The sequence below is a fragment of the Actinophytocola sp. genome (genome assembly GCF_009379765.1).
Lineage (GTDB): Bacteria > Actinomycetota > Actinomycetes > Mycobacteriales > Pseudonocardiaceae > Actinophytocola.
The window spans coordinates 1-26,127 of record NZ_WHTD01000115.1 but is presented as its reverse complement, the minus strand read 5'-3'; the positions used below and the strand labels follow the sequence as shown (position 1 = coordinate 26,127).

18 protein-coding genes are annotated in these 26,127 nt (G+C 70.7%); 13 read left to right on the top strand and 5 right to left on the bottom strand.

Features of this window, described 5'->3' with window-relative positions; all coding sequences use genetic code 11:
• Positions 1–156 precede the first annotated feature (156 nt).
• The 12 genes from GEV28_RS29070 to GEV28_RS29015 all read left to right on the top strand — a co-directional run bounded on the left by GEV28_RS29070 (position 157) and on the right by GEV28_RS29015 (position 19,688).
• The gene (locus GEV28_RS29070) at positions 157–1,305 is read left to right on the top strand and encodes a Gfo/Idh/MocA family oxidoreductase (protein ID WP_291415644.1); all 1,149 of its coding nucleotides are present in this window, start codon (positions 157–159) and stop codon (positions 1,303–1,305) included.
• Positions 1,302–2,816 carry a sugar ABC transporter ATP-binding protein gene (locus tag GEV28_RS29065; protein WP_367115211.1) on the top strand — a complete coding sequence of 505 codons (1,515 nt, stop codon included), beginning with the start codon at positions 1,302–1,304 and terminating at the stop codon, positions 2,814–2,816. The genes GEV28_RS29070 and GEV28_RS29065 overlap by 4 nt, the downstream gene beginning before the upstream one ends.
• The gene (locus tag GEV28_RS29060) at positions 2,813–4,042 is read left to right on the top strand and encodes an ABC transporter permease (protein WP_291415642.1); all 1,230 of its coding nucleotides are present in this window, start codon (positions 2,813–2,815) and stop codon (positions 4,040–4,042) included. Before GEV28_RS29065 ends, GEV28_RS29060 begins: the two co-directional genes overlap by 4 nt.
• Positions 4,039–5,082 carry an ABC transporter permease gene (locus tag GEV28_RS29055; protein WP_291415641.1) on the top strand — a complete coding sequence of 348 codons (1,044 nt, stop codon included), beginning with the start codon at positions 4,039–4,041 and terminating at the stop codon, positions 5,080–5,082. The genes GEV28_RS29060 and GEV28_RS29055 overlap by 4 nt, the downstream gene beginning before the upstream one ends.
• A gap of 24 nt (positions 5,083–5,106) precedes the next feature.
• Entirely contained in the window at positions 5,107–6,309 is a 1,203-nt protein-coding gene (locus GEV28_RS29050; RefSeq protein WP_291415639.1) for a substrate-binding domain-containing protein, read from the top strand.
• A 207-nt stretch (positions 6,310–6,516) separates the two neighbouring features.
• The gene (locus GEV28_RS29045; RefSeq protein WP_291415637.1) at positions 6,517–7,371 is read left to right on the top strand and encodes a sugar phosphate isomerase/epimerase; all 855 of its coding nucleotides are present in this window, start codon (positions 6,517–6,519) and stop codon (positions 7,369–7,371) included.
• Positions 7,372–7,482: 111 nt separating this feature from the next.
• Positions 7,483–13,482: a ThuA domain-containing protein gene (locus GEV28_RS29040; RefSeq protein ID WP_291415636.1), complete on the top strand. Its 6,000-nt coding sequence runs from the start codon at positions 7,483–7,485 to the stop codon at positions 13,480–13,482.
• A gap of 581 nt (positions 13,483–14,063) precedes the next feature.
• The gene (locus GEV28_RS29035) at positions 14,064–15,146 is read left to right on the top strand and encodes an NAD(+)/NADH kinase (protein ID WP_291415634.1); all 1,083 of its coding nucleotides are present in this window, start codon (positions 14,064–14,066) and stop codon (positions 15,144–15,146) included.
• 605 nt (positions 15,147–15,751) lie between these two features.
• Positions 15,752–16,483, top strand: a complete 732-nt coding sequence (locus GEV28_RS29030) for a hypothetical protein (RefSeq protein ID WP_291415632.1) — start codon at positions 15,752–15,754, stop codon at positions 16,481–16,483.
• Entirely contained in the window at positions 16,369–17,457 is a 1,089-nt protein-coding gene (locus GEV28_RS29025) for an IS1634 family transposase (RefSeq protein ID WP_291415630.1), read from the top strand. Before GEV28_RS29030 ends, GEV28_RS29025 begins: the two co-directional genes overlap by 115 nt.
• 201 nt (positions 17,458–17,658) lie before the next feature.
• Entirely contained in the window at positions 17,659–18,846 is a 1,188-nt protein-coding gene (locus GEV28_RS29020; protein WP_291415628.1) for an HNH endonuclease signature motif containing protein, read from the top strand.
• A 278-nt stretch (positions 18,847–19,124) separates the two neighbouring features.
• Entirely contained in the window at positions 19,125–19,688 is a 564-nt protein-coding gene (locus GEV28_RS29015) for a transposase family protein (protein ID WP_291415627.1), read from the top strand.
• Between the two features lie 309 nt (positions 19,689–19,997).
• On the opposite strand, the gene GEV28_RS29010 is transcribed toward GEV28_RS29015, so the two are convergent.
• From GEV28_RS29010 to GEV28_RS28990, 5 genes are all read right to left on the bottom strand, one after another.
• The gene (locus GEV28_RS29010; protein ID WP_291415626.1) at positions 19,998–20,969 is read right to left on the bottom strand and encodes a hypothetical protein; all 972 of its coding nucleotides are present in this window, start codon (positions 20,967–20,969) and stop codon (positions 19,998–20,000) included.
• An 8-nt stretch (positions 20,970–20,977) separates the two neighbouring features.
• On the bottom strand, positions 20,978–22,159 hold the full coding sequence (locus GEV28_RS29005; RefSeq protein WP_291415624.1) for an Hsp70 family protein: 1,182 nt from the start codon (positions 22,157–22,159) through the stop codon (positions 20,978–20,980).
• A complete protein-coding gene (locus GEV28_RS29000) occupies positions 22,156–22,428 on the bottom strand; it encodes a hypothetical protein (RefSeq protein WP_291415623.1) in 273 nt (90 codons plus the stop codon). Before GEV28_RS29000 ends, GEV28_RS29005 begins: the two co-directional genes overlap by 4 nt.
• Positions 22,429–22,602: 174 nt before the next feature.
• Positions 22,603–23,631 (bottom strand): cellulase family glycosylhydrolase, encoded by a 1,029-nt coding sequence (locus GEV28_RS28995; protein WP_291415622.1) that lies wholly within the window; start codon positions 23,629–23,631, stop codon positions 22,603–22,605.
• A 144-nt stretch (positions 23,632–23,775) separates the two neighbouring features.
• Positions 23,776–24,807, bottom strand: coding sequence for a LacI family DNA-binding transcriptional regulator (locus GEV28_RS28990; RefSeq protein ID WP_291415621.1), 1,032 nt, complete (start codon positions 24,805–24,807; stop codon positions 23,776–23,778).
• A 173-nt stretch (positions 24,808–24,980) separates the two neighbouring features.
• Between GEV28_RS28990 and GEV28_RS28985 the strand changes: the two genes are divergently transcribed.
• Complete coding sequence (locus GEV28_RS28985; RefSeq protein WP_291415620.1) at positions 24,981–25,916, top strand: glycoside hydrolase family 6 protein; 936 nt, start codon at positions 24,981–24,983, stop codon at positions 25,914–25,916.
• Positions 25,917–26,127 lie beyond the last annotated feature (211 nt).

Below are 26,127 nucleotides of genomic sequence, written 5' to 3'. Positions count from 1 at the left end.
GGCATCAAGATCACCGATCGTGAGATGAGAACACTCCTCGCGCGGTATCTGACCCCACACGAGTGGCACGGCGAATGGAACTACACCATCAGCCCGACCGACACACCCAGTTGAGCGTGTTGTTCATTTCCAAGCCCTAAGTTCCGATTCATGTCAGTGGTCCGGGTCACAGAGCCCGCAGACGGACACCGCTACCGCCCGGAGGACGGCGGTCACCGGGCGGCAATCATCGGAACCGGCTTCATGGCGCGCGTACACGCGCGCGCCGTGCGTGCGGCCGGCGGTCGCGTGGTCGGTGTCGTGGGCTCGAGCCTGCACCGAGCGGAGACCGCGTTGCCGGACGTCGGCGCGGAGCGAGCCTTCGCCGATCTCGCCGACCTGATGGACACCGTGGACGTCGACGTCGTGCATGTCTGCACGCCCAACCACCTGCACGCGCCCCTCGTCCACACGGCATTGGCGGCCGGCGCGCACGTGGTCTGCGAGAAGCCGCTGGCGACCGACTCGGCGACGGCGGCGGCCATGACCGAGGCCGCGCGGGCCACCGGCCGGGTCGCGGTCGTGCCGTTCGTGTACCGGTTCCACCCCATGGTTCGAGAGGCACGCGAGCGCGTGCGGCTGGGCGAGGTGGGGACCCTCTCGCTGGCCCACGGCAGCTACCTGCAGGACTGGCTGCTCCGGCCGGCCGACGACAACAGGCGGGTCGACCCGAGGCTGGGCGGCTCGACCCGGGCCTTCGGCGACATCGGCTCGCACTGGTGCGACCTGCTCGAGTTCGTCACCGGTGACCGCATCGTCCGCCTGTCCGCGCAGACGTCGACGGTGAACGCGCACCGCGGCGTGGCGACCGCGCGAGCCGTGCGGACCGAGGACATCGTCACCGTCCAGTTCGGCACCGCGGGCGGGGTCGTCGGAGCCGTGGTGGTCAGCCAGGTGTCCGCGGGCCGGAAGAACCGGCTGCTGCTCGAGGTGTCCGGCTCGGACGCGTCGCTCTGCTTCGACCAGGAGAACCCGGAGCTGCTGTGGTGGGGCGGCCGCGAGCGCAGCAGCCAACTGGTCCGCGACCCGGACACGCTCAGCCCGCCGGCGGCCCGGTACGCGCGGGTGCCGGCCGGCCATCCGCAGGGTTACCAGGACTGCTTCAACGCCTTCGTGGCCGACACGATCACCGCCATCGAGTCCGGTGCCGACGGCCTGATCCCCGACGGACTGCCGACCTTCGACGACGGGCTGCGCGGCGCCCGGCTGGCGGACGCCGTCGTCGCCTCGGCCAGGGAACAGGCATGGGTGGAGGTGGCGTCGTGACCACGACCGAGCCCCGCACGACGCTGCTGCACATGTGGGGTATCGAGAAGTCGTTCCTCGGGGTCCGCGTGCTGCACGGGGTGGACCTCGAGCTGCGCGCCGGCGAGGTGCACGCGCTCGTGGGGGAGAACGGCGCCGGCAAGTCGACGTTGATGAAGATCCTCGCCGGGGTGTACCAGGCCGACGCGGGCGGCATCGAGCTCGGCGGCCGGGCGGTCGCGTTCGAGCACCCGCTGCAGGCGCAGCAGGCCGGTGTGTCGACGGTGTTCCAGGAGTTCAACCTGCTACCCGAACGCACCGTCGCCGAGAACGTCTTCCTCGGCCGCGAGCCGCGCAGGCGCGGGCTGGTCGACGCCGCCCGGATGAACGCCGACACCACCGCCCTGCTCGCCGACCTCGGGCTCGACTGGCTGACGGCGACCCGCCGGGTGCGTACGCTTTCCGTTGCGGGGCAGCAGATCGTGGAGATCGTCAAGGCGCTGTCCTACGACGCCCGGATCATCTCCATGGACGAGCCGACCGCCGCGCTGGCCGACGAGGAGGTCGAGCTGCTGTACCGGTTGGTCGGCACGTTGCGCGACCGCGGCGTGACCATCCTGTACGTGTCGCACCGGCTCAAGGAGATCTTCGACCTCTGCGACCGCGTCACGATCCTCAAGGACGGTGCCGTCGTGGACACCGTCGACACGGCGCAAGTCAGCGCCGACGAGCTGGTCCGCAAGATGGTCGGCCGCCCCATCTCCAGCTTCTTCCCGGCCAGGGTCGGGAACGCGGCCACCGGCGACGTGCGGCTCAAGATCGCCGGTGGGGGGAACGACCAGCTCGACGGCATCGACCTGGAGGTGCGGGCCGGGGAGATCACGGCGCTGGCCGGGCTGCAGGGCAGCGGCCGCACCGAGATCGCGCACGCGCTGTTCGGCATCGCGCGGTTCACCCGCGGCCAGGTGTGGCTCGACGGCAGGCCGGTGCGACCGCGGTCGGCCCGCCAGGCCGTGCGCGCGGGGCTCGCCCTGGTCACCGAGGACCGCAAGGCCGAAGGGCTCGCGCTGAACCAGTCGGTGGTCGCGAACGCCCGGCTCGTGCTCGACGCGGTCCGGCCGCGGCAGTCCGGGCACCGCGCCAAGCGCATCCCGGGAATCCTCTCCTCGCTGGATCTCGTGTCCCGCGGCGGCGACCAGGAGGTGCGCTTCCTGTCCGGCGGCAACCAGCAGAAGGTCGTCCTGGCGAAGTGGCTGGCCACCGACCCCGCGGTGATCGTGCTGGACGAGCCGACCCGAGGCATCGACGTCGGCGCCAAGCAGAAGGTCTACACGCTCATGCGCGAGCTCACCGCGCGCGGGGTCGCGATCCTGATGATCTCCTCGGAGCTGCCGGAGGTCATCGGCATGGCCGACCGCATCGTCGTGCTCCGGGACGGCCGCGTCGCCGGCGAGCTGCCGGGCGGCGCGGACGAGGAGACCGTCATGGCGCTGGCGACCGGGCACCAGACCGGTGCGGGGACCGAGTCATGACCATGGAGACCGCCATGGCGCTGGCCACCGGCCACCGGGCACCAGACCGGTGCGGGGACCGAGTCATGACCGTGGAGACCGCCATGGCGCTGGCCACCGGCCACCGGGCACCACACCGGTGCGGGGACGGAGTCATGACCACGGTCGCCCGCGTGCTGAGCGCCAGACACCGCCTCGATACGACCGAGCTGGTCTACGTCGCCCTCCTGGGCGTCCTGCTGACCGGCGCGGTCCTGGTCGCCGTCGACGGCGGAAACCTGTTCAGCACGGCCAACACGGTGGACATGCTGACCCGCTCCAGCCTGCTCGGCTTCGTCGCGTTGGGACAGACCTTCGTCATCCTCTGCGGCTCGCTGGACCTGTCGGTCGGCTACGTCATGGCCCTGTGCAGCCTGATCGGGGCCACGACCATGGCCGGCGACCCGGCCAAGGTGCCGCTCGGCATCGCGGTGGTGCTGCTGGTCTCCGGCGTGATCGGCCTGGGCAACGGGATCGTCGTCGCGGTGCTGAAGGTCAACCCGTTCATCGCCACCCTCGGCATGGGGCTCATCATCAAGGGCTACCTCGACACCGAGTACAAAGGACCGGCCGGCGACGTGCCGTCGGTCTTCCAGCAGTTCGGCTACACCCGCATCGGCTTCCTGCCGGTCTCGACCGCGGTCATGCTCGGCGCCGCCGTCCTGGGCATCCTCTACCTGCGCAAGTCCCGGACCGGCTACCACATGTTCGCCGTCGGCGGCAGCCCGGAGGTGGCCCGGCTCTCCGGCATCCGGACCGGCCGGGTGATCGTCACCGCGCACGTGCTGTGCGCGATGGCGGCCGGCGTGGCCGGGCTGCTGATCGCGTCCCGGTTCGGCACCGGCAGCGCGCTGGTCTACGGCTCCGGCTACGAGCTCGACTCGATCGCCGCGGTCGTGCTCGGCGGCACGCTGCTGCTTGGCGGCCGGGGAGGCATCGCCGGAACGCTCGGCGGCGTGCTGATCCTGGCCGTGCTCGACACGGTGTTCAACATCCTCCAGGTCGACCCGTTCTTCAAGGACGTCCTGCGCGGCGTGATCATCGTCGCCGCCGTCGCGCTCTACGCCCGCCGCCAGATCGACCGCAAGGCCAGCCGAGCCCGGTTCGGCCGTGGCAACGGGGGCCAGGGTGGCAACCGCGAGCACGGGCCGCCGCCCGACCCGATGCCGGCCGACCCGGTCCCGGCGGCTCGAGGGGGCGACCGATGACCGTCACCGAAGGCAGCCAGCCCCGCCGGAGCACGCGCTCCCGGGCCGCCGAGGTCACCGGCCGGATCTTCGGCGGTGGCACCGGGACGGTGTTCGCACTCCTCATCGTGGTGTTCGCGGTCGTCTTCGCGCTCAACCCGAGCTTCGCCGAGCCGCCGTCGCTGATGGCGTTCGCGAAGAAGGCCGCACCACTGGTGATCCTCGCCGTCGGGCAGTACTTCGTGATGATCTGTGGCGAGCTGGACCTGTCGGTCGGCTCCCTCGTCGGCGCGCAGGTGGTCATCGCCGCGGCGCTGATCGACGGCGAGGAGAGCCGGACCGGCCCGGTGCTGCTGCTGATGCTTGCCTTCGGCATCGTCGTCGGGCTGGTCAACGGGCTGATCACCACCGTGCTCAAGGTGCATTCACTGATCACGACGCTCGGCATGATGCTCGTGCTGTACGGCGCCATCCGGTTGTGGACCGGCGGCGCGCCGACCGGTGCGCTGTCCGAGGCGTTCCGCGAGATGGGCCGCGCCGGCATCGACATGCCGCTGCTGCGCCAGCTGCCGTGGGCGCTGATCATCGCGGCCGTCATCGTGGTGGCCGCGGTCGTGCTGATGCGCAGCCCGTACGGGCGCACCCTTGTCGCGGCCGGCGACAACGAGAAGGTGGCCACGTTCGCCGGCGTGCGGGTCTGGCAGGTGCGGACCGCGGCGTTCGTGCTGTCCAGCGTGCTCGCCACGGTGGCCGGTCTGCTGATCGGCGGCTACGCCGGGGTGACCGCGCAAGTCGGTCAGGGGCTGGAGTTCACCGCCATCACCGCCGTGGTGCTCGGCGGTGTGGTGCTCGGCGGCGGTCGCGGGACCGTGGTGGCCGCCATGGCCGGCGCGCTGACCGTCGAGGCGCTGTTCACCCTGTTCAACCAGCTCAGCCTGCCGGCGACCATCCGGCCGACGATCCAGGGTCTGATCATCATCGCGGCGGTGGCCTACGCCGCCCGCGAACGGGCCCGCCCCCGCCAGTTCATCGACCCAGACCCCGAACCCGGACCCAGCTAGTTCGGTACCCGATAGGAGGCAACGATGCGGAGATCGCGTGCCCTGGTCGCCAGCGTCGCCGCGGCGGCGCTCGTACTCACGGCTTGTGCAACCGACACCCCGGACGAGACCGCGCCGGGAGGCGACGACGCGGCGCCGCAGGAGGAGACCCAGGACGGCGAGTGGTTCACCCGCGCCGACTACGAGCGGGAGCTCGCCCAGCGCGACATCGAGCCGGAAGGGTCGGCCGACGAGCCGTGGCTGCAGGCCATCGAACCGGAGATGGTCGACACGAAGGAGTACGCGCAGGACGGCAAGACGCTGTGCTTCTCCAACGCCTCGGTGAGCAACCCGTGGCGGGTCACCGGCTGGATCACGATGCAGCAGCAGGTGGAGGTGCTCAAGGCGAGCGGTGACATCGGCGACTTCCGTGTCTCCGACGCCGGCGACGACGACAACAAGCAGATCTCCGACATCCAGGCCTTCGTGGACGCGGGCGACTGCAACGCGATCATCATCTCCCCGTCCACGACCGCGACGCTCACCCCGGCCGTCGAGGCGGCGTGCGCGAGCGGCGTGCCGGTGATCGTGTTCGACCGCGGCGTCAACACCGACTGCATGGTCACCTTCATCCACCCCATCGGCGGCTACGCCTACGGCGCCGACGCCGCGGAGTTCCTCGTCGACAACCTCGAGCCGGGGTCGAAGGTCCTGGCCCTGCGCATCCTGCCCGGGGTGGACGTGCTCGAGCACCGCTGGGCCGCGGCCCAGGAGATCTTCGGCGCGAGCGAGGTCGAGCTGCTCGGCGACGAGTTCACCGGCGGCGACGGCGCCAAGATCAAGGACCTCGTCACCCAGTACCTGCAGCGCGGTGACGTGGACGGCATCTGGATGGACGCCGGGGACGGCGCCGTCGCGGCCGTCGAGGCGTTCGAGGACTCCGGCAAGGACTACCCCGTGATGGCCGGCGAGGACGAGCTGAGCTTCATGCGCAAGTGGAAGGACACCGGGATGACCGCGATCGCCCCGGTGTACTCGAACTTCCAGTGGCGCACGCCGATCCTGGCCGCCGTGCAGATCTGGAAGGGCGAGCAGGTGCCGTCGGAGTGGGTGCTGCCGCAGGAGCCGATCACCGAGTCGGATCGCGACGAGTTCCTGGAGCGCAACGCCGACATGCCGAGCCTGCACTACGCGAAGTTCGGCGGCGAGGACCTGCCCGGGTTCCCGGAGGCGTGGAAGGACCGGTGAGCGGAGCTTGCGGAGCGAACCATCAAATGAGCGGAGCTTGCGGAGCGAACCATCAAATGAGCGGAGCTTGCGGAGCGAACCATCAAATGAGCGGAGCTTGCGGAGCGAACCGTCAATGGGAAGGGCGGCACCGAGCATGCGAAGTGGCGCGGTGACGAGCGGAGCCTGCGGAGCGATCCGGCGCCACAGTGCGTGCAAGGGGGCGCTGTGAGTCGCGCGCTCGGGGTCAACACGTGGGTGTGGACCTCACCACTGACCGACGCCGGACTGTCCGAGCTGGCGCCGCGGATAGCCGGGTGGGGGTTCGACGTGGTCGAGCTCCCCGTCGAGAACGTCGGCGACTGGGACCCCGGGCACGCGGCATCGCTTCTGGACGATCTCGGCCTGGCACGCACCGTCACACTCGTGATGGGCGAGGGGCGCGAGCTGGTGGCGGCCGACCGCACCACGGTCGCCACCACTCGCGACTACCTGCGCCGCGTGGTCGACATCGCGGCGGCCGTCGGGTCCCCGGTGATCGCCGGTCCGGCCTACGCCTCGGTCGGGCGCGCCTGGCGGATGACCGAGGCCGAGCGCCGGTCCCGCTACGCGGAGCTGCGGGACGGGCTCGGCCCGGTCGTGGAGCACGCGCTGGCCTCCGGTGTGGTGGTGGGTGTCGAGCCGCTCAACCGGTACGAGACCAGCCTGCTCAACACCGTCGACCAGACCCTCGAGGCACTCGACGGGCTGCCGGCCGACGGCTGCGGGCTGGCCCTGGACATCTATCACATGAACATCGAGGAGACCGACATCCCGGCGGCCGTCCGCCGGGCCGCGGGCCGCGTCGCCCACGTCCAGGTCTGCGCGAACGACCGGGGCGCGCCGGGCGCGGACCACCTGGACTGGCCCGGTTTCCGCGACGCCCTCGACGACGCCGGGTACCGCGGGCCGCTGGTGATCGAGTCGTTCACCGCGGAGAACGCGACGATCGCGACGGCCGCCTCCATCTGGCGGCCGCTCGCCGCGAGCCAGGACGCGATCGCCGTCGACGGCCTGAAGTTCCTGCGGGAGGTGATGCGGTAGCGCTCCACCGCTCCACCGCTCCACCGCACCGCCCGACGGCGCCGGCACGCCGCACGGTCATGACAACAGCAGTAGTTCCTCGGTCCCATGGAGGTACCCACACTCATGAACGTGACTTGGCGTCCCCGCTGGGGACGGCTACTGGCGTTACCGACAGCCGGCGCGCTCGTGTTGTCGATGCTCGGTGCCACGCCGTCGGCGGCGCACCCGGGTGAGCACGGCGAGGCCCACGTGCTGATCTTCACCGAGACCACCCAGTTCCGGCACACCGAGGCGATCGAGCAGGGCGTCCCGGTGCTCCAGGCGGCCTTCGAAGAGGCCGGGATCACCTCCGAGCACACCGAGGACTCGTCGATCTTCAACGACGAGGACCTCGCGCACTTCGACGCGCTGGTGATGTTCCAGGCCTCGGGTGACCCGTGGACCGCCGAGGAGAAGGCGGCCATGGAGCGCTACATGCAGGCCGGTGGCGGCATCGTCGCCATCCACAACGCGACCGACATGCGCGGGAGCTACCAGTGGTGGGACGACATGATCGGCGCGCTGATGCCCGGTCACGCCACCACCGGCAGCAGCCCGGGACTCCCCGGCACGGTCCGGGTCGAGGACCAGGTGCACCCGTCGACCGCGCACCTGCCGCAGCGCTGGGACCGGGCCGACGAGTGGTACAACTACTCGGCCAACGTCCGCGGCGAGGCGCACGTCCTCGCGACGATGGACGAGACCACCTACGACCCCGGCGGCAACGCCATGGGCTACGACCACCCGATCTCCTGGTGCAAGCCCTATGACGGTGGCCGCGCCTGGATGACCGGCATGGGCCACTTCGGCGCCCACTACACCGGCGAGCCGTGGCTGGTGCAGCACATCGTCGGCGGGGTGAAGTGGGCCGCCGGGATGGTCGGGGGCGACTGCGGCGGCACCACGTGGGACAAGTTCGAGCGGGTCCCGCTGGACCAGAACACCAGCGCGCCGTACGCGATCGACATCGCGCCCGACGGCCGGGTCTTCTTCACCGAGCTCGTGCGCGGCCAGATCCGCGTGTACGACCCGGAGACCCGGACGACCTCGACCGCGGTCACCATCCCGGTGTACTCCGGCGGCGAGGACGGCCTGCTCGGCATCGCGCTCGACCCGGACTTCGCCGACAACGGCCACCTGTTCGTCTACTACTCACCGGCGAGCGAGGACGACGCCGACCCGGCGAACTTCGTCAACCGGCTCTCCCGGTTCACCGTCGGCGAGGGGTCCCAGATCGACCCGGCCTCGGAGGTGGCCGTCCTCGACGTGCCGGCGCGCCGGCTGCCCGACGAGCCGGGGCACACCGGCGGCGGGCTCGACTTCGGGCCGGACGGCAACCTGTTCCTGTCCGTCGGCGATGACGTGAACCCGCACTCCGAGCCGTCCGGCGGCTACGCGCCACTGTCCGAACGGGACGGCACGTTCCATGACGCCCGGGCGACCGCGGCCAACACCAACGACCTGCGCGGCAAGCTGCTGCGGATCACCCCGCAGGCGGACGGCACCTACACGATCCCGGCGGGCAACCTGTTCCCACCAGGGACGGAGAAGACCCGCCCGGAGATCTACGCGATGGGCTTCCGCAACCCGTTCCGGTTCGCCATCGACCCGAAGACCGGGTACGTCGGCCTGGCGGACTACGCGCCGGACAACGGCACCGACAACCCGAACCGGGGGCCGGCCGGCATCGTCGAGTGGAACCTGATCACCGAGCCGGGCTTCTACGGCTGGCCGCTGTGCATGGGCAACAACGAGCCGTTCCGGGACGTGGACTACACGACGGACCCGGTGACCGTCGGCCCCGCCTTCGACTGCGCCAACCCGGTCAACGACTCCGTGCGCAACACCGGGCTGACCGAGCTGCCGCCGGTCCAGCCGGCCAAGATGTGGTACGGCTACCAGCGTTCCTCGGTGCCGTCGGTGATCCCGCAGGGTGGCGGCCTGGCCCCGATGGGTGGGCCGTTCTACGACTACGACCCGGATCTGCAGTCCGACACCAAGTTCCCGGAGTACTACGACGGCAAGGCCTTCTTCTACGAGTGGGCCCGCAACAAGATGTACTCGATCATCCCCGACGGGAACGGCGCGGTCGAGAAGGTCAACCCGTTCCTGCCGGAGGAACAGTTCCTCGCGCCGATCGACTCCAAGTTCGGGCCGGAGGGCTCGATGTACGTCCTGGACTGGGGCGGCGGCTTCGGCCGCGACAACCCGGACTCGGGCCTGTACCGGATCGACTACATCTCCGGCTCGCGCTCACCCGAGGCGAAGGCCACGGCCACCCCGGACTCCGGCCACGCGCCGCTGGAGGTGGGCTTCGACGGCGCGGCGAGCACGGACCCGGAGGGCGAGGATCTCCAGTACGCGTGGGACTTCACCGGCGACGGGGCCACCGACTCCACCGAGGTGGCGCCGAGCCACACCTACACCGAGAACGGCGTCTACGACGCCCGGCTGACGGTCACCGACCCGCACGGCAAGACCGGCACCACCACGGTGCCGATCACGGTCGGCAACACCCGGCCGGAGGTGGCCTTCGGGCTGCCACCGAACGGAGCCTTCTTCGACTTCGGTGACGAGGTCAGCTGGGACCTGTCGGTCAGCGACGCCGAGGACGCGCAGATCGACGACGCCGACGTGGTCATCCAGCCGGCACTCGGCCACGACGAGCACGCCCACCCGGCGGACCCGCTGCACGGGCGCACCGGCTCGGTCACCACGTCGCTGGGCGGCGGGCACGGCGAGGACATGAACGTCTTCTACGCGCTCGACGGCCGCTACACCGACTCGGGCGGCGAGGGCGGCATCCCGCGGCTGACCGGATCGGACACGACGCTGCTGTTCCCGAAGGTGCGCGAGGCGGAGTTCTTCGCCGACGCCGAGAACGTCACCGTCGGTCCGGCCCGCGACGCCGAGGGCCACGCGAACGCGATCGCCGGCCAGAACGGCGCGTGGGCCTCGTACGAACCGGTCAACCTGCGGGGCATCGACGCGCTGAACCTGCGCGTGGCCGCGGGCGGCGAGGGCGTGGTCGAGCTGCGCCGGGACGCGCCGGACGGCGAGCTGCTCGGCACCGCGCAGGTGCCGGCGACCGGCCCCACGACCTATGTGGACGTTCCGGTGAGCGTGGCCGACCCCGGCGAGACGTTCACCCTCTACGCGGTCTTCCCGGGTGCCGGCGAGCGGCGGGTGAACTTCATCGAGGCCGACGGCAAGGGCATCTCGCCGACCTCCAAGCCGAAGGTCGCCGTCACCGCGCCGACTCCCGACGACGACCTCGAGCCGGGCACCATCGAGGTGACCGCCGACGCGAGCGACGCGGAGAACACGGTCACCCAGGTCGAGTTCTTCGTCGACGGCGCGTCGATCGGCGTGGACGACGCGGCCCCGTACACGGCGGCGTGGGACGTGGCGCAGGAGAAGCGCTACCAGCTGACCGCCGTGGCGACCAACGACAAGGGCGCCAGCACGACCTCCCGCATCGTGGTGGTCGAGGTGGGTGACCTGTACGGCGACTGGCAGACCTTCAGCAACACCGGCGCCACCTTCGACCGGCCGGACACCGACACGTGGATCGTCGAGTCCGGCGGCGAGAACATGTGGCAGGGCACCGACCAGTACGGCGCGGTGTACCTGCCGGCCGCCGCGGGCGAGCGGTGGACGGCCACGGTGAAGGTCGAACGGCAGGGCAACTCCAACGCCTCGGCCAAGGCGGGCCTCATCGTCCGCAACGACGTCACCCAGCCCGGCACGTCGCCCGGGTACGGGGCCATGACGATGCGGGCCGGGCTGGGCTTCGAATGGCTGCGCGACACCGACGGCAACGGCACCCTCGACGCCAGCACCGGCGCCAGCACGACGAGCTACCCGGCGTGGGTGCGCCTCGTGCGGGACGGGGACCAGTACTACTCGTACTGGAGCAAGGACGGCGAGAGCTTCACCGCCGTCGGCGACCCGGTCTCGCTGCCCGGTGCGGCGAGCGCGCAGGACATCGGGCTGGTGGTCACCGCGCACAGCGCCACGGCCACCAGCGAGGTGGAGTTCAGCGGGTTCAGCCTCGTCGACGAGGTCATCCACCCGGATCCCGAGCCGGAGCCGGAACCCGGTCCCGGCTGCGCGATCCAGGGCTCGGACTCCTTCGACGGCGAGGCGCTGAACACCACCCGGTGGGCGACCGTGCGCAACGCGCCGGACCTGCCGGTGCGGGTCGCCGACGGCAAGCTCGTGCTGCCGGTGACCAACGGCGACATCAACGAGGGTGCCGCCGGCCCGATCAGCTACGTCGGTCAGCCGGTGCGGCCGGGGGCGTGGACGGCCGACACCCAGGTGTCGATCGCGCACACCCGCGAGTGGCAGCACGCGGGTCTGCTGGTGCACGGCGGCGACGACGACTACGTGAAGCTGGCGTTCACCCGCAACGACTCCGGTGGCCGGTTGCTGGAGTTCCAGACCGAGGCAGGCGGGACGCGAACCTGGCACGCCAACGTGGCGTTGCCGGCGGACTTCCCGGCGACCGCGCACCTGCGCCTGGCGAGCGACGGTGAGCGGCTCACCGCCGCGTACTCGGCGAACGGCGTGACGTGGACCGACCTCGACGGCTCCGCCGCGGTCATCGACGGCGCCACGATCGGGCCGATGGCCGCCGGTGACACCGCACCGGCCGCGGTCGACGCCGTGTTCGAGCACTTCACCGTCACGCCGGACACCACCGACGACGGCGTGCGCGAGCCCGGCGACGAGTTCGACGGGGACGCGCTCGACGGCTGCCGGTGGGACACCGTGGTGCGCTACGACTCGTCGAAGGTCGCGATGACCGAAGGTGAGTTGCGCATCGAGACCCAGCCGGGCGACATCAACGGCGACAACCCGGTCTCGCCGCGCAACTTCGTTCTGCAGGAGCTGCCCGACGGCGACTGGACGATCGAGACCAGGCTGACGCCCACGATGCTGCACCAGTGGCAGCTCGCCGGGTTCCTGGTCCACGCCGACGACGACAACTACGTGAAGTTCGACGTCGTCGCCGGCAACGTCGCCGGATCGCCGACCAACCTGCGCGCCGAGCTGGTCTCCGAACGCGACGGGGAGTTCGGCAACGGCGGCAACCGAAGCATCGACATCGCGGACGCCACCGAGAGCGGCTGGTACCACCTGCGGCTGACCCGGACCGGCAACACCTACGCGGCCGAGATCAGCGACGGCGGGGTCAACTGGACCTCGCTCGGGGACCCGGTGACCAACGACGCCGCGATGACGTCGTTCGGCCTGATGGCGCTCGGCCCGGACCAGACCCAGCCGGTGACCGTCGCGTTCGACTACTTCCGGGTGGCCGGCGGCGACACGACGGCGCCGACCGTGGCCGTGTCGGTCGACCCGGCCGAGCCGGACGGGGCGAACGGCTGGTACGTCTCACCGGTGACGGTCTCGGCGGCGGCCACCGACGGCGGCGGCGGCCCGGTCCGCATCGAGCTCGCCGGGCCGGACGGCGAGTGGGTGGACTACGTCGGGCCGGTCGTGGTGGACGAAGGCCTGCGGGAGCTGCGGTTCCGGGCGACCGACGAGGCCGGCAACCGCTCCGCGCCTGCGGTGGCGTCGGTCAAGGTCGACGTCTCCGCGCCGACGGTGGCGGTGACCGGCGTCGAGAGCGGCGGCGAGTACGACGTCGGCGCGGCGCTGCCGGTCGCGGCGGTGGCCGACGACCTGGTGTCCGGGGTGGCGGCGGTGCACCTCACGCTGGACGGCCGACCGGTCGCGGCCGGCGTCGAGCCCACCGCGGGCGGCCACCAGCTGGCCGCGGAGGCGACCGACAACGCGGGCAACGTCAGGACGGTCGAGATCTCGTTCGCGGTCGTCGCCACCTACGACACCGCAGCGGACCTGGTCGAGCGGTACCGCGAGGAGCGCCGGGTCAACGGGGTCACGGCCATCGTGCTGCGCGCGCATCTCCTGGTGGCCGAGAGCATGGACCGCCACGGGCACGACCGGCTCGCGAAGGCCGCGCTGGACCGGTTCGCCGCCGTGGCCCGCCAGGTCCGCGACGACGAGGCACGCACCCAACTGGTCGCGGTCGCCACATACCTGCGAGCGCAGGTGTGAGCTGAATGGGTCGAGGAGCCGGTGCCGGCCGGTTCCCGTCCCCGGTGCCGGAGCGCAACCTCGCTCCGGCACCGGGGAGCCGGACCAGACTTCGGAGCGGACCGCAGAGGGCTGTGGTGGAGCGCCGCGGGGTCCATGGGCTGCCGTCGCGGGTCAGTGGTCGGCCGCGAGGGACTCGACGTGCGCGAGCACCGCGGTCAGCGAGTCACGGGGCGGCTCGATGCGGTGGGGCGTCGGGGTGAGGAGCATGCCGCCATACATGGCGCCGAGAAGGGCGCGGGCCAGGGCCTCGGGGTCGGCGCGGGGACTCGAAGCCGTCGAGGTGCCCGGGCGCGGACGGTGTGGCTGTCCAATGTGGCCTGTGCCGGCCAGGCGGTGACCCCGGTACCTGCCATGCACCGGCCAGACGCTCACCCTCGACGGTGGCCACGTGGCCGGCTGGCCCCCGTTCCCCGCCGCGTGACCCTTTCGGCGGGCGGGCAGGTCCGGATGACGAGCAGGCGCGGTCGCCCGGAGTTACGCTGCAGCGCCGCGGTGGACCCCCTTGCGATCCGCCTGACGCCACTCGAGAGGAACCGCGCATGACCGTCCGACGGATGGGGCTCGTGGTGCACCGGGGCCGGCCGGAAGCCTTGCGGGCGGCCGCCGACGTACGGGCCTGGTGCGCACGCAACGACGTCGGGTGCACGGAGGTCGACGTCTGGCAGGAGGACCGCCCGCGCCGTCGCGGCCACGAGGAGGAGGCCGCCGCAGGGCATCCCGACCTCGTCGTCACGCTCGGCGGGGACGGCACCTTCCTGCGCGGCGCCCGGATCGCCGCGAAGGGCAGTGCCGCGGTGCTGGGGGTCGACCTCGGCCGGGTGGGTTTCCTCACCGAGGTGCCCGCCGAGGACATGGTGACCGCGCTCGACGCCGTGCACCAGGGTCACGCCCTCGTCGAGACGCGGATGACGCTCGCGATGCGGGCCTCCCGGCCGCTCACGGTGCCCTCGCGGATGGAGGCGCTGCTGCGCTACGGGCGCCGCCCGGCCCTTCCGCCTCCCGAGCTGCGTGACACGACCCGTGCGGACGACTGGGGTGTCGCGCTGGACATCATGGCGCTCAACGACATCGTCGTCGAGAAGCTGGCCCGGGACCGGCAGGTCAGCCTGGGCGTCTACCTGGCGGGGCGGCTGCTCGCCTCGTACTCGGCCGACGGCGCCATCGTGGCCACGCCGACGGGGTCGACGGCGTACAGCTTCGCCGCGGGCGGGCCGGTGCTGTCCCCGCACATGGACGCCGTGGTGTTCACGCCGGTCGCCCCGCACATGACGTTCGACCGCACGATCGTGGCCGCGCCCGACGAACCGGTCGGGTTGCGGGTGCTGCCGCATTCCGGGCCCGTGGTGGTGAGTGTCGACGGGCAGCTGCGCGGGGTGCTGGAGCCGGGGGACTGGCTCGGTGTGTACGCCGCCAGGTACCGGCTGCCCCTGATCAGGCTAGCCCCCACCGACTTCTACACCAGGTTGCGCGAGCGCTTCCGGCTGACCGACGCCCCCGCCACGGCGGCGGACGGCCCGGTCGACCCGCTGGCGAGACCACCGGGCCCCGTGCCGGAAGACATGGCCCATCTGCGCTTTCCCCCTGAACGCAAGACTCCGTGGTTCCCGGACCCGCGGGGTTAGCGTTGATCTTGCGCGCGACTGTCGGGGTTGGTCGTGGTTTTGTTGGTGTGGCTGGGTTCGATTGAAAATGTTGTGTGGGCAGGATTGTGGGCCGGCTGTTGTGTCGGCGGGGGTCCAGGGGTCCTTGGTTGTAGGGGCCCAGATGGTCTGCGTCAGCCGGGAAGTCGCCCTCCAGGTTCGTGGTGACCAGGTGCGCGTCCTCGCCGACCGGCGACGAGTCGAGCACCTCGACCGTGACGTGTACGCCACGGCGGCGGTCTCCCGCCACGCGCGGATCGCGGCGCGCCCCAGGAGTTGATCGCCGAGATCGGTGTGGATATGACTCGGGTTGCCACCGCGGGCCATCTGGTGTCCTGAGTTCGCCCCCATCGACAAGAAATCAGCCGGCAAGGGCAAGGGCGGTTCGACAGGACAGGGCAATCCGTGGCTGGCCGCCGGCCTGGGTGACGTCGTCGCAGCGCTCGCCCGCACCGACACCTTCCTAGCGGGAGCTTCCTGGCTAGTTTGGTCTTGAGGTGTTCGCGTAAGTGGTGGGTGCGTGTTGAGCTGCGGGTTTGTGGCGTGTCGGCTTGATGTGGATCGTGAAGTGGTCGATGACCTAAAGTATGGCGAGTCTGGATAAGAAGGTGATCAACGGTAGGCCGTACTGGTACCTGCGCGAGATGGTGTGGGTTGACGGCAAGCCGAAGTTGGCCTCAGAGCGTTACCTGGGCACCGCCGCGGAGATCGAGGCACTGCTCGATACCCGGGAGGAAGCCATCGTCTCGGAGCGGACCCAGCACCGGGGGTTCGAGGACGTGGCCGCAGTGTGGGGACTGCTGCAGTGCCTGGATGTACCCGGCGTCGTCGACTCGGTGGTCGGGTCACGGGCGGATGCGGGCGCCAGCGTCGGCACTTATGTGGCGATGGCGGCACTCAATCGTGTGGTGGCACCCTGTTCGAAGCTGGCGTTCGCGGACTGGTGGCGCACCACTGCCGCCGAACGGTTCACCAAGATCCCGGCCCGGGTGCTCGATCATCGGAAGTTCTGGGACGCTATGCACACGGTGAGCCCCGAGCAGCTCGCCGAGGTCGAGCAGCGACTGGCGGTAGGCATCATCGGCGAGTTCGGTGTCGACATCGGCTCGCTGGCACTGGATATGACCAACTTCGCTACCTTCATCGACTCCACCAACCCGAAGGCACCCATCGCGCGGCGGGGCAAAGCCAAGCAGAAACGACTTTGCGCAGCGCCCTGGTCGGACTCGGGCTGGTCGTGTCCCGCGACGGCGGCATTCCCTTGGTGTCCCACGCCTATGCGGGCAACAAACCCGACGTCACCCAGTTCGCCACCATGATCGACAAACTGCGGCGACGGCACACCGCCGTCGCCGAACAAGCCTGCGCGAACGTGCCGGCGGAGATGACAGTGGTGTTCGACGCCGGTCAGAACTCGCAGGCGAACGTCGACCATGTCGCTGAACTCGAACTGCACCACGTCGGTTCGGTGCCGCCCTCCGACGTGCCTGATCTTCTTGCTCTGCCGAAAAAACGACGCAGGATCGTCGACACCGACCGCTTCGAGGGACTCACCGCGCTGCAGACCCGACGTGTCATCTACGGCACCGAGCGGCGAGTGGTGCTCACCCATTCATCAACCCTGCACGCCAAACAGCAAGCCGGGTTCGACCAGACCCTGGGCAAAGCCACCCGCCAGCTCACCGAGCTGGCCGCGACCCTGGCCCGCGGCAAGACACGGCGGGACCGTGCACGCGTGGAACGTGAGATCGACACCATCTGCCACGACAGCTGGGTCAAGCGTGTCCTCATCACCACCCTCACCGGCGATACCCCCGCCGCGCACCGGCTGACCTTCACCGTCGACAACACCGCCCGCGCCGCGCTGGAAGCCGAGGTGTTCGGCAAACGGGTCCTCATCACCGACCGCGAGGACTGGCCGGTGGCCGAGGTCGTCGCCGGTTACCGCTCCCAATCCGATGCCGAGTTTTCCTTCCGCCAGCTCAAAGACCGCCGCGTCGTGTCGTTCTCCCCGATGCGCCGCTGGACCGACCACAACATCCGGGTGCACCTGTTCACCTGCGTGCTCGCCCTGCAACTCGCCCATCTGATGCGCCGCGAAGCCCGCCGTGGCGGCCTGCACCTGTCCGTGCGCGAGCTCCTGGGCCAACTGGCCGGCATCGAAGAAAGTGTCCTGATCTACCCTTCCACCGGCGGCCGACCCAAGGCCCGGCGCATGCTCACCGAAACCACCCCAGAACAGGACCAGCTCGCCACGATCTTCGACCTCGATCACTGGGCTCCGCATACTTAGGTCATAGGAAAAAAGAAGATCAACATGCTGCATGACCTGCACCGATACCGATAAAGATCAACTTAGCCGGGAAACTCAGGCTCGGGGAGTGGTGACGGTCTGAGTTCCGCCTGCGGACACGGTGGGTGTGTGTCGACCCGATGGGGTGAAACCGTTGCCGTACAACGGAAATTGCTCACCTCCTTCGGTAGAATCGACCATATGTGCGAGCCGATTGTCGATCTGCCCGAGGATGCTTTCCCGGGGGCGGTGCCGTTGGCGACGGCGCGCGGGTTCGCGCGGGCGGCGTGGCAGAACGAGGGACACTCGCTGGAACAACTCGCCGTGTTCGCGGCGGCCAGTGGTGGCGAGTTCGATGCTTTGGAGGTCGCGGCGCTGCTGGTGATCTCACCTCGTGCCGCGCAGCACCGCCTCGATCTCGCGGTCACCCTGGCCACCCGGTTGCCGCGCACGTTGGCGGCGGTCAAGGCGGGTCGTCTCGACACGTATCGGGCGTCGAAGATCGCCGACGCCACCCTGCCGTTGTCACTTGAGGCTGCGGCGATCGTGGAAGAGGAGATCCTGGACCGGGTCGAGGACATGCCGCCCGTCAAGCTCAGCCGCGCACTACGACGGATCGTCGCGCGAGTGAACGCCGACGCCCTGCAGGCGCTGCACGAGCAGCGGATGGCGCAGCGGCGGGTCGACAACTATCCGACCGAGGACGGGTGTTCCGTGTTGACCGTCCACGGGTCGGCGGCGCGGGTTCAGGTCGCTGCCGGGCGGGTTGATGCGATCGCCCACCAGCTCCGCGACACCGGCGGTGCTGATGGGCGGACGATGGATCAACTCCGCTCGGATGTGGCACTGGACTTGTTGGCCGGTAAGGACTTCGAACACGCCAAGGTGATAGTGCAGGTCACCCTGCCCGCCCGCGCCGCGCTCGGGGTGGACAACACCCCCGGGCACCTGGTCGGCTACGGCGACATCGCCGCCCAACACGCCGTCGACCTCGCCTACCAGACGGACGCGACGTGGCGGCGGATCCTGACCGAACCGGCCACCGGCCGGGTGCTGGATGTGGGACGGCGCCGCTACACCCCGCCAGCGGCGTTGCGTGACCACATCCAGGCCAGCATGCCGACTTGTACGGGGCCGGGTTGTGTCCGGCCCGCCGCGCACTGCGATTTGGATCATCGCGAGCCGTTCCCGGTGGGGTCGACCGACGAACACAACGTGCACCCGGCGTGTCGCAGCCACCACCGGGGTAAGACCTTCGGCGGCTGGAAGATCATCAAACGCGCAGGGATCCTGGAATGGATCTCACCGTGCGGGTTCCACTATCCGCACACGCCAGAGCCCATCACCCACCCCGAACCCGCAGACGCTGAACCAGCACCCCCGTTCTGATCTGCAACGATCATGCGCAGGAGGCGCCCAGGGCTGAGGCAAAGTCGAGTTCCAACGGTTTGACCTGCTGGTTTCCGTTGCGACACGCCGAAGATCGAAGGTTCGGAGCAGGCACGGCGGGACCATTGATCATGAAGGTTCCTAGGCCATCGTGACCTTCGGAGCCTCGCCGTGCCTGCTGTGTCATCGTCTCCCATCGCTGCCTTGTCGCGCCACCTCGCCCCGCTGGGCGAGGTGGACCGGAGGCGCGCCTGGGTCTGCTCGAGGTGTAGGAGTCGGTGCCGGACCCACGCAAGAAGCGAGGTGTGCGTCACCGGTTCTCGGCGATCCTGTTCGTGTCGGTGTGCGCGGTGGTCTCGGGTGCGCGCTCGTTCGCCACGATCGCCGAATGGGCTGCCGACGCGGTCGAGGACACCCTGCGCGGGATGGGGATCGGCGCACCGAACGCGTCAACGGTCCGGCGGGCGCTCTCGACAAGATCGACGATCTCGCCGACGTTGTCGGGCACCGCGGGACCGACAACAGCCCCGGCCGCACGGTCACCCGCACCTACAAGGTCATCACCATCGCCGCCGGGATCCTGTTCCCGCACGCCGCCCAACCCGTCCAGTCACCCGCACCCGCAAGCACAAGCGCGGCTCCCAACCCGCCAAGCGCGAGACCGTGTACGCGATCACCTCACTGACCGCCGAACAAGCCCAGATCAGCCTGCTCCGCCTGGCCGGTCACACCAACATCGAAAAAGCACTGCGCCACAACGCACGAAAGCCGAAACGAGCCGTCAAACTGATCTTGACCAGCTGAGATCAGACTTTGCCTCAGCCCTGAGGAGGCGCCCCTGACCTACCCCCGGGCCAGCAGCCCTCGGCGCCACCGACCGTGTTTCTGGTGCGCCATGACCACACCCCGGCGTCGGCGAACTCGCGTGCGGTCATTCGAGCAGAGCGGCGCGGCCGCGACACCCGTCGCGCACCGCGCCACCGCCACCGAGTCCGCCACCGCCACTGAATCCGTCACCCCCCACCGGGATCGAACTCTTCGACCGGCACAAATGTCCTAAATAGACTGTCGCGGGTCGATTCCGAGACAGGACGCGCTCTCGATCAGAACCCTGGCTCCGAGACCCAGCGCCATGATCCACAGGACGCGCTCTAACCGCCGAGCCGCCAGGTCGTCCAGCTCGTCGCGTCGTGGGCAGTCTCCCCGACGTAGGCGATGCCGGCGACGGGGGTCTCCGCGCCGACGGTGAGTACCAGGCAGGCGGTGGCCGACTCGCCGGGCGGCACCTGTTGCCCGGGCGGGCAGTTGACCAGCTTCGCCGGGGTCAGGCGCTCCTCCGGCACGAGCAGCCCGCGATCGTCGAGCAGGCGGACGAGCGTGAAGTCCTCGGCCCGGAACTCCGTGTCGCCGCTGGGGGTCACGGTCATGCGCACGACGACGTAACGGCCGCCGTTCATCGGCCTGCTGTCCTCCGTCAGGTACGGGGACGGCTTCTCGATGACCTCGTCGACGCGCACGCCGAACCGGCCTCGGCCCAGGTCGACCTCGCGGTCCGGCTCGCCGACCTCGCCGACGACGCCGGGCAGCTCGGTCGGGCCGGTCGCCGGCAGCTCGGCGCTGACCACGAACCCGCCGCGGTTGACCTCGGTCCCGGCGAAGTCGTCGTACATCACGCCCGTGATCGGCGTGGCGTCCGGCACCAGGAACAGCTGGCACTCCGTGCGGGACTCGCCGATCGCGACCGTCGGCAGCGGCGCGGTGCATCCGTCCTGCCCGGCCGGGCCCGCCCGCACCGGCAGGATCCGCTGCCCCCGATCGTCCACCAACCGCATCGGCGTCGCCTCGGTCAGGTCGTGGTCGCCCGACACCAGTGTCACCGTCACCTCCGCCCGTACCCAGCGGTACCCCTGGGCCGCCGGGCTCGCGGTGATGCCGTTCACCCGCACCTCGAGGTCCAGCTGCTGGGTGCCGAACCGCCCTGACTGTCCACTCGGGACGATCTGCGGCGGCAGCGACGGTCCGGTCACCTCCGCGCCTTCCGCGGACGACTCGGCCGGCCGGCGCGACCCGGCCGGACTCCCGGTGATGTCCGCACCCCACGGCACCGACCACACCACGATCACGACCGCGATCAGCAGGACGGCCAGCGCCGCCGGCCCCGGCCCGCCGGCGGAGCGGCCGCTGGCACCGGGACCCGGACCGGCGCGGACGCGACCGGGGCGGACGCGGCGAGCGCGACGGGATGCGCCGCCGTCGGTTCCGTCGAGCCGGTCACGGCGAGCGCGCCGAACGCCGCCATCGGTTCCGGCTCCCGCGCGTTGGTCACCGGAACATCCAGCCGGTCGCGCGGCAGCTCGCCAAGCGCCGGGATCCGGCTGGACCCGCCGACCAGCAGCACCTCGTCGACCGGGACGCCCGCGGTGTCGAGGACACCGGCGAGGAGTGTGGCCGCCCGCTCCAGGTCCGCGGCGACGATCCGCTCGAAGTCCGCGCGGCGCACCACGACCGGCTCGTCGAGGCCGGGAACCGCCACCCGGGCCAGGTCGTGGCGGGACAGCAGCTCCTTGGCCGTCCGCGCGTCCTCGCGGAGCAGCAACCGGTCCCGCAGCACCTTGATGTCCTGTGTGGACACTATGCCGGCCAGCCGGCCGGCGGCCGAAGGGGACCGGCCCAGCACGAAGTCCACGATCCGCTGGTCGAGGTCGTCGCCGCCCAGGTCGGACAGCCCGGCGCAGGCCAGCACCGAGTTGCCCGGCGCCGCGTCCGGCCCGGCGGCGCGAACGACGGCCGCGTCGCAGGTACCGCCGCCGAAGTCGAGCACGGCGCGCGTCCCGCCCGCGGGGAGACCGGCCGCCGCCGCCGCGACCGGCTCCGGCACCAGGCTCGTCCTGGCCGCCAGACCCGTTGCCGCGCGGGCGAGCCGGACCGCGCCCCAGTCGGCCGGGTGGGTCAGCACGAGATGCTCGACCGGCGTCCCGGCCTGGTTCGCGACCTCGCCGCACAGCCGGGCCAGCACCGCGCGCACCGCGTCGAGCACGTCCACGGTGCGGTCGCCGAGCAGGACGGCGTCCTCGTCCAGCCGGGACTTCGGCCGCGGCTCCAGCCGCGCGGCCGCCGCCCGGCCCAGCCGCAGCGCGTCCTGCCCCACGATCAGCGAGCCGTCGTGTCCCAACAGGACGGCCGACGGCATGCTCGGCGCACCGTCCACGACGACCTGGCTCGGCCGTCGGTGTCCCCACCGCGCCACACCGACGGTGTTGGTGGTGCCGAAGTCCACGGCGAGCACCACGGGACTGCCCCGCGCCGCGGTCACGGCAGGCGCCAGACCGCGAGATCCGCGCCGGGGCCGGCTTGCACGATGGCAGCCCGGGGGGACGCCTCGGTGGGCACCGCGAACAGCACGCACAGCGTGACGGTGCCGGAGACCTCGTCCTCGGACAGCGTGTTCACGCACTCGTTGGTCCTCAGCCGGACGGCCGGGTCGATCGGCGCGCCGCGGTCGTCCACCAGCGCCGCGGAGATGTCGGCGAGCGCGCCCGCCTTCGTCGGCTCGGTGGGCCGCACCGCGATCCGCAGGACCACCGCCGTGCTGCCGCCGAGGATGATCGTCGTGTCCTAGGACGGGGGGTCGCTGTGAACGCCATTCGAGGTCTTCTCGCCCCGCAGCATCTGGTACCGCTGGTTCGCCGACCCCACGACCCGGCGCGGCGCCGGTGATCACCTTGCCAAGAACTTACGAACAATCACCAACAGTGGTCAAGCCGTCCCGCGCGGACCGGCTCCGCCTCCGTAGCCGGTCGCCTCCCGGGCGGTCTGCCCGATCCCGTTGGCGCCGTTGAAGATCCGTTGGCCCCACGGGGTGAGCGCGGCCGGGTCGAAGCCCGTGACCATGTCCAGGTACTCGACGCCGCCGCCGTTGCCGCTCCATGACCAGCCCAGGTACCCGATGCGCCGTGCCTCGGTGGTGGCCAGGATGGCGTCCTCGTCGGGGTTGCCGTCGGAGTGCTCGTGGCCGAACTCGCCGACCGCGATCGGTAGCCCGGCGGCGGTGAACCGGCCGAGGTAGTCGTCGATCTCGGCCGCGGTGTCGAACACGCCGTACATGTGGATCGAGAACATCGTGTTCCGCTGGGGATCCGAGGCGAACACCGACGGGGCGTTGTCCCGCATGGTGAAGGACCAGTCCTGGCCCCAGTTCGGCGCGTCCACCATCAGGGTGTGGGTGAGCCCGCCGTCGCGCAGCCGCTGGATCGCGCTGATCGTGTCCTGGGTCCAGCCGGCGTATCCGGTGTTGCCGTACGGCTCGTTGCCGACGTTCACGATGACGTACCGCTCCTGCCCGATCAGCGCGCCTCGGACCCGCAGCCAGTAGTCGGCGGCCTGGTCGAGCGACACCGCCGCGCCCTGCTCGCCGTACCCGGTCGTGTCGTGCACCTCCAGCACGCAGATCAGCCGGCTCTGCTTGCACAAGGCGATCACGTTCGTCACGTCCGCGGTGTCGTTCTCCGCCCACTGGTGACCGGAGGACAGCACCACCCGCACGGTGTTGGCGTCGAGCGCCTTGATGTCGGCGAAGGAGCCGGTCTCGCCGCGGTACCACGTGTGCGCGTGGTTCACCCCGCGCATGACGAACTCCGCGCCGTTCGCCTCGTACAGCCGGCCGCCGCTGATGTGAAAGCCTTGGGCGAGCGCCGGTTCGGCGGTGGCGACCGCCGGGGAGCACAGTGCCGCCGGGGAGCACAGTACGGCGAGCGCGACGACCACCAGGGCCAGGGTCTTTCTCATGTCCGAACCTCGCTCCTTCTTTCCGCGACACAACGATGTGGGCGATTTGGGAGCGCTCCCAGATAGAGGCACCATAGCGCGCCGGGCGCGGTCGGGGAAGACCCCTCACGCACGTGCGACGGTTCGCGCGGGCCCGTACCGCGGTCAGGCGGACGCGCGGAAGATGAGCTCGGTCGGCAGGATCACCGGGCCGAGCGCGGTGTCCGGCTCACGCAGCTGGGCGATCACGAGCTCGGCCAGCTTGCGGCCCATCTGATGGGTCGGCTGGCTGACGCTGGTGAGCTGCGGCTCGGTGTTCCTGGCCAGCTCCGAGTCGTCGAACCCGATCACGGCGACGTCGTCGGGAACGCGCCGACCGGCTGCCCGCAGCACGCGCAGCGTGCCCGCGGCCATCGGATCACTGGCCGCGAACACCGCGTCGAGCGCGGGATCCTTCGCCAGCAGCTCGCGCATCGCCGCCTCGCCACTCGCCTGACCGAAGTCGCCGTGCGCCACGAGCCTCGTGACCCCGCGCCGGCCGCGCAGCGCCGAGCGATAACCGCTGAGCCGGTCGAGCCCGGCGGCCATGTCCCGCGATCCGGTGATGGTCGCGATCCGGCGCCGGCCCTGCCGGTAGAGGTACTCCGTCGCGGTCCGCGCGCCGGACTCGTTGTCGGCGTCGACGTAGGGCACCGCGCCGACCTCGGACATCGGCCTGCCGATGACCGCCACCGGCGCGCCGGCGTCGACCAGGTTCCTCGGCAGGGGATCGTCGCCGTGCAGCGAGATCAGCATGACGCCGTCGACGTGCCCGTTCCGCACCAGCTGCTCGACCCGGTCGTGCTGGCGGGTCGAGCTGGCCATCATCAGGTTGAGCTGCAGGGCGGTGGGGGAGAGCTCCTGGCTGACCCCGCGCACGATGCTGGCGAAGAACGGCTCGCTGAACACGCGGTCCTCGGACTCGGAGGCCACCAGCAGGACGGTGTCGCTGCGGCGGGTGACCAGGCTGCGGGCGGCGTGGTTGGGCACGTAGCCGAGCTTGCGGATCGCCTCCCGGACCGCCTTGAGCGCGTACGGGCTCACCTCGAGGGACCCGTTCACCACCCGGGAGGCCGTGCCGCGGGACACGTTGGCCTCCACCGCGACCTGCTCGAGAGTGGGGCGCCCGCTCGACCGGGGTCGACCGTTGTCCGCCATGCCGTGCTCCCGCCCTCCGCGTACCCCGACGCCGTCCCAATGATACTGGGAGCCCTCCCAGGAACACGCCGACCTTGACGGTGGGTAATGACTCGGGCACACTGGGACGGCGATTTGGGAACGCTCCCATCCGGCTTTCGATTCTTCTTTCGGAGGTATGGATGGAGCTCAAGATGTGGATTTCCGCCGTAGCCGCGTTGGCGTGCGCGTGGTCGGTGGCCGTCTCCGGGCCCGCGGCCGCCGCGCCGGCGGCGTCGGTGTTCTATGTGGACCCGCAGACCAACGGCGCCCGCTGGGTCGCCGCCAACCCGGGCGACCCCCGCGCGGCCGTGATCGGGGACCTGATCGCGAGCGTCCCGCAGGCACGGTGGTTCACGACCACCAACACCGACGCGGTTCGGTCCCAGGTGGACTCACTGGTGTCCGCGGCCGCGGCGGCGGACAGCGTCCCGATCCTCGTGGTCTACAACATCCCCAACCGGGACTGCGGCGGCGCCAGCGGTGGCGGTGCGCCGTCGCACGAGGCCTATCGCGCGTGGGTCGACGAGGTCGCCGCGGGCCTGGCCGGCCGTGCGGCGTATGTCGTGCTCGAACCCGACGTCCTGCCGTTGATGACGAACTGTCAGAGCCCTGAGGAGCAGGCGCGGACCACGAGCTCGATGGCGTACGCGGGCAAGCGGTTGAAGGCAGGCTCGGCGCAGGCGAAGGTGTTCTTCGACATCGGCCACTCGGCGTGGCTCACGCCGGACGAGGCCGCCACGAGGCTGGCGGCCGCGGACGTCGTCAACAGCGCGGACGGGATCTCGACCAATGTCTCGAACTACCGGGACACCACCGCCGAGGTCTCCTTCGCGAAGGCGGTTCTCACCGACGTCGGGGACCCGCGGCTGAGCGCGGTGATCGACACGAGCCGGAACGGGAACGGTCCCGCGGGCGGCGAATGGTGTGACCCGCCGGGTCGAGCCATCGGCACGCCGAGCACCACCCAGACCGGCGACGCCAAGATCGCCGCCTTCCTCTGGGTGAAGCTGCCCGGTGAGGCGGACGGCTGCATCGCCCCGGCGGGGCAGTTCGTGCCGCAGCGCGCCTACGAGCTCGCGACCTCCTGATCGGGAGCCAAACCCTCGTCGCGCCCAAATTTGGGAGCGGTACCAAATTACTCCACGAGGAGAAAGTCATGGGGTGTAGTTCGTTTGGAGTGAGTTGGTTATGCGACCAGGACGTAGTCGTTGTGGCGGTGGGCGTAGCGGGTTTCGTGGCGGCGGTGGTGTTCTTTGAGCAGGTGGTAGGCCCAGTACTCGGCGAAGTCGCCGTTGATGG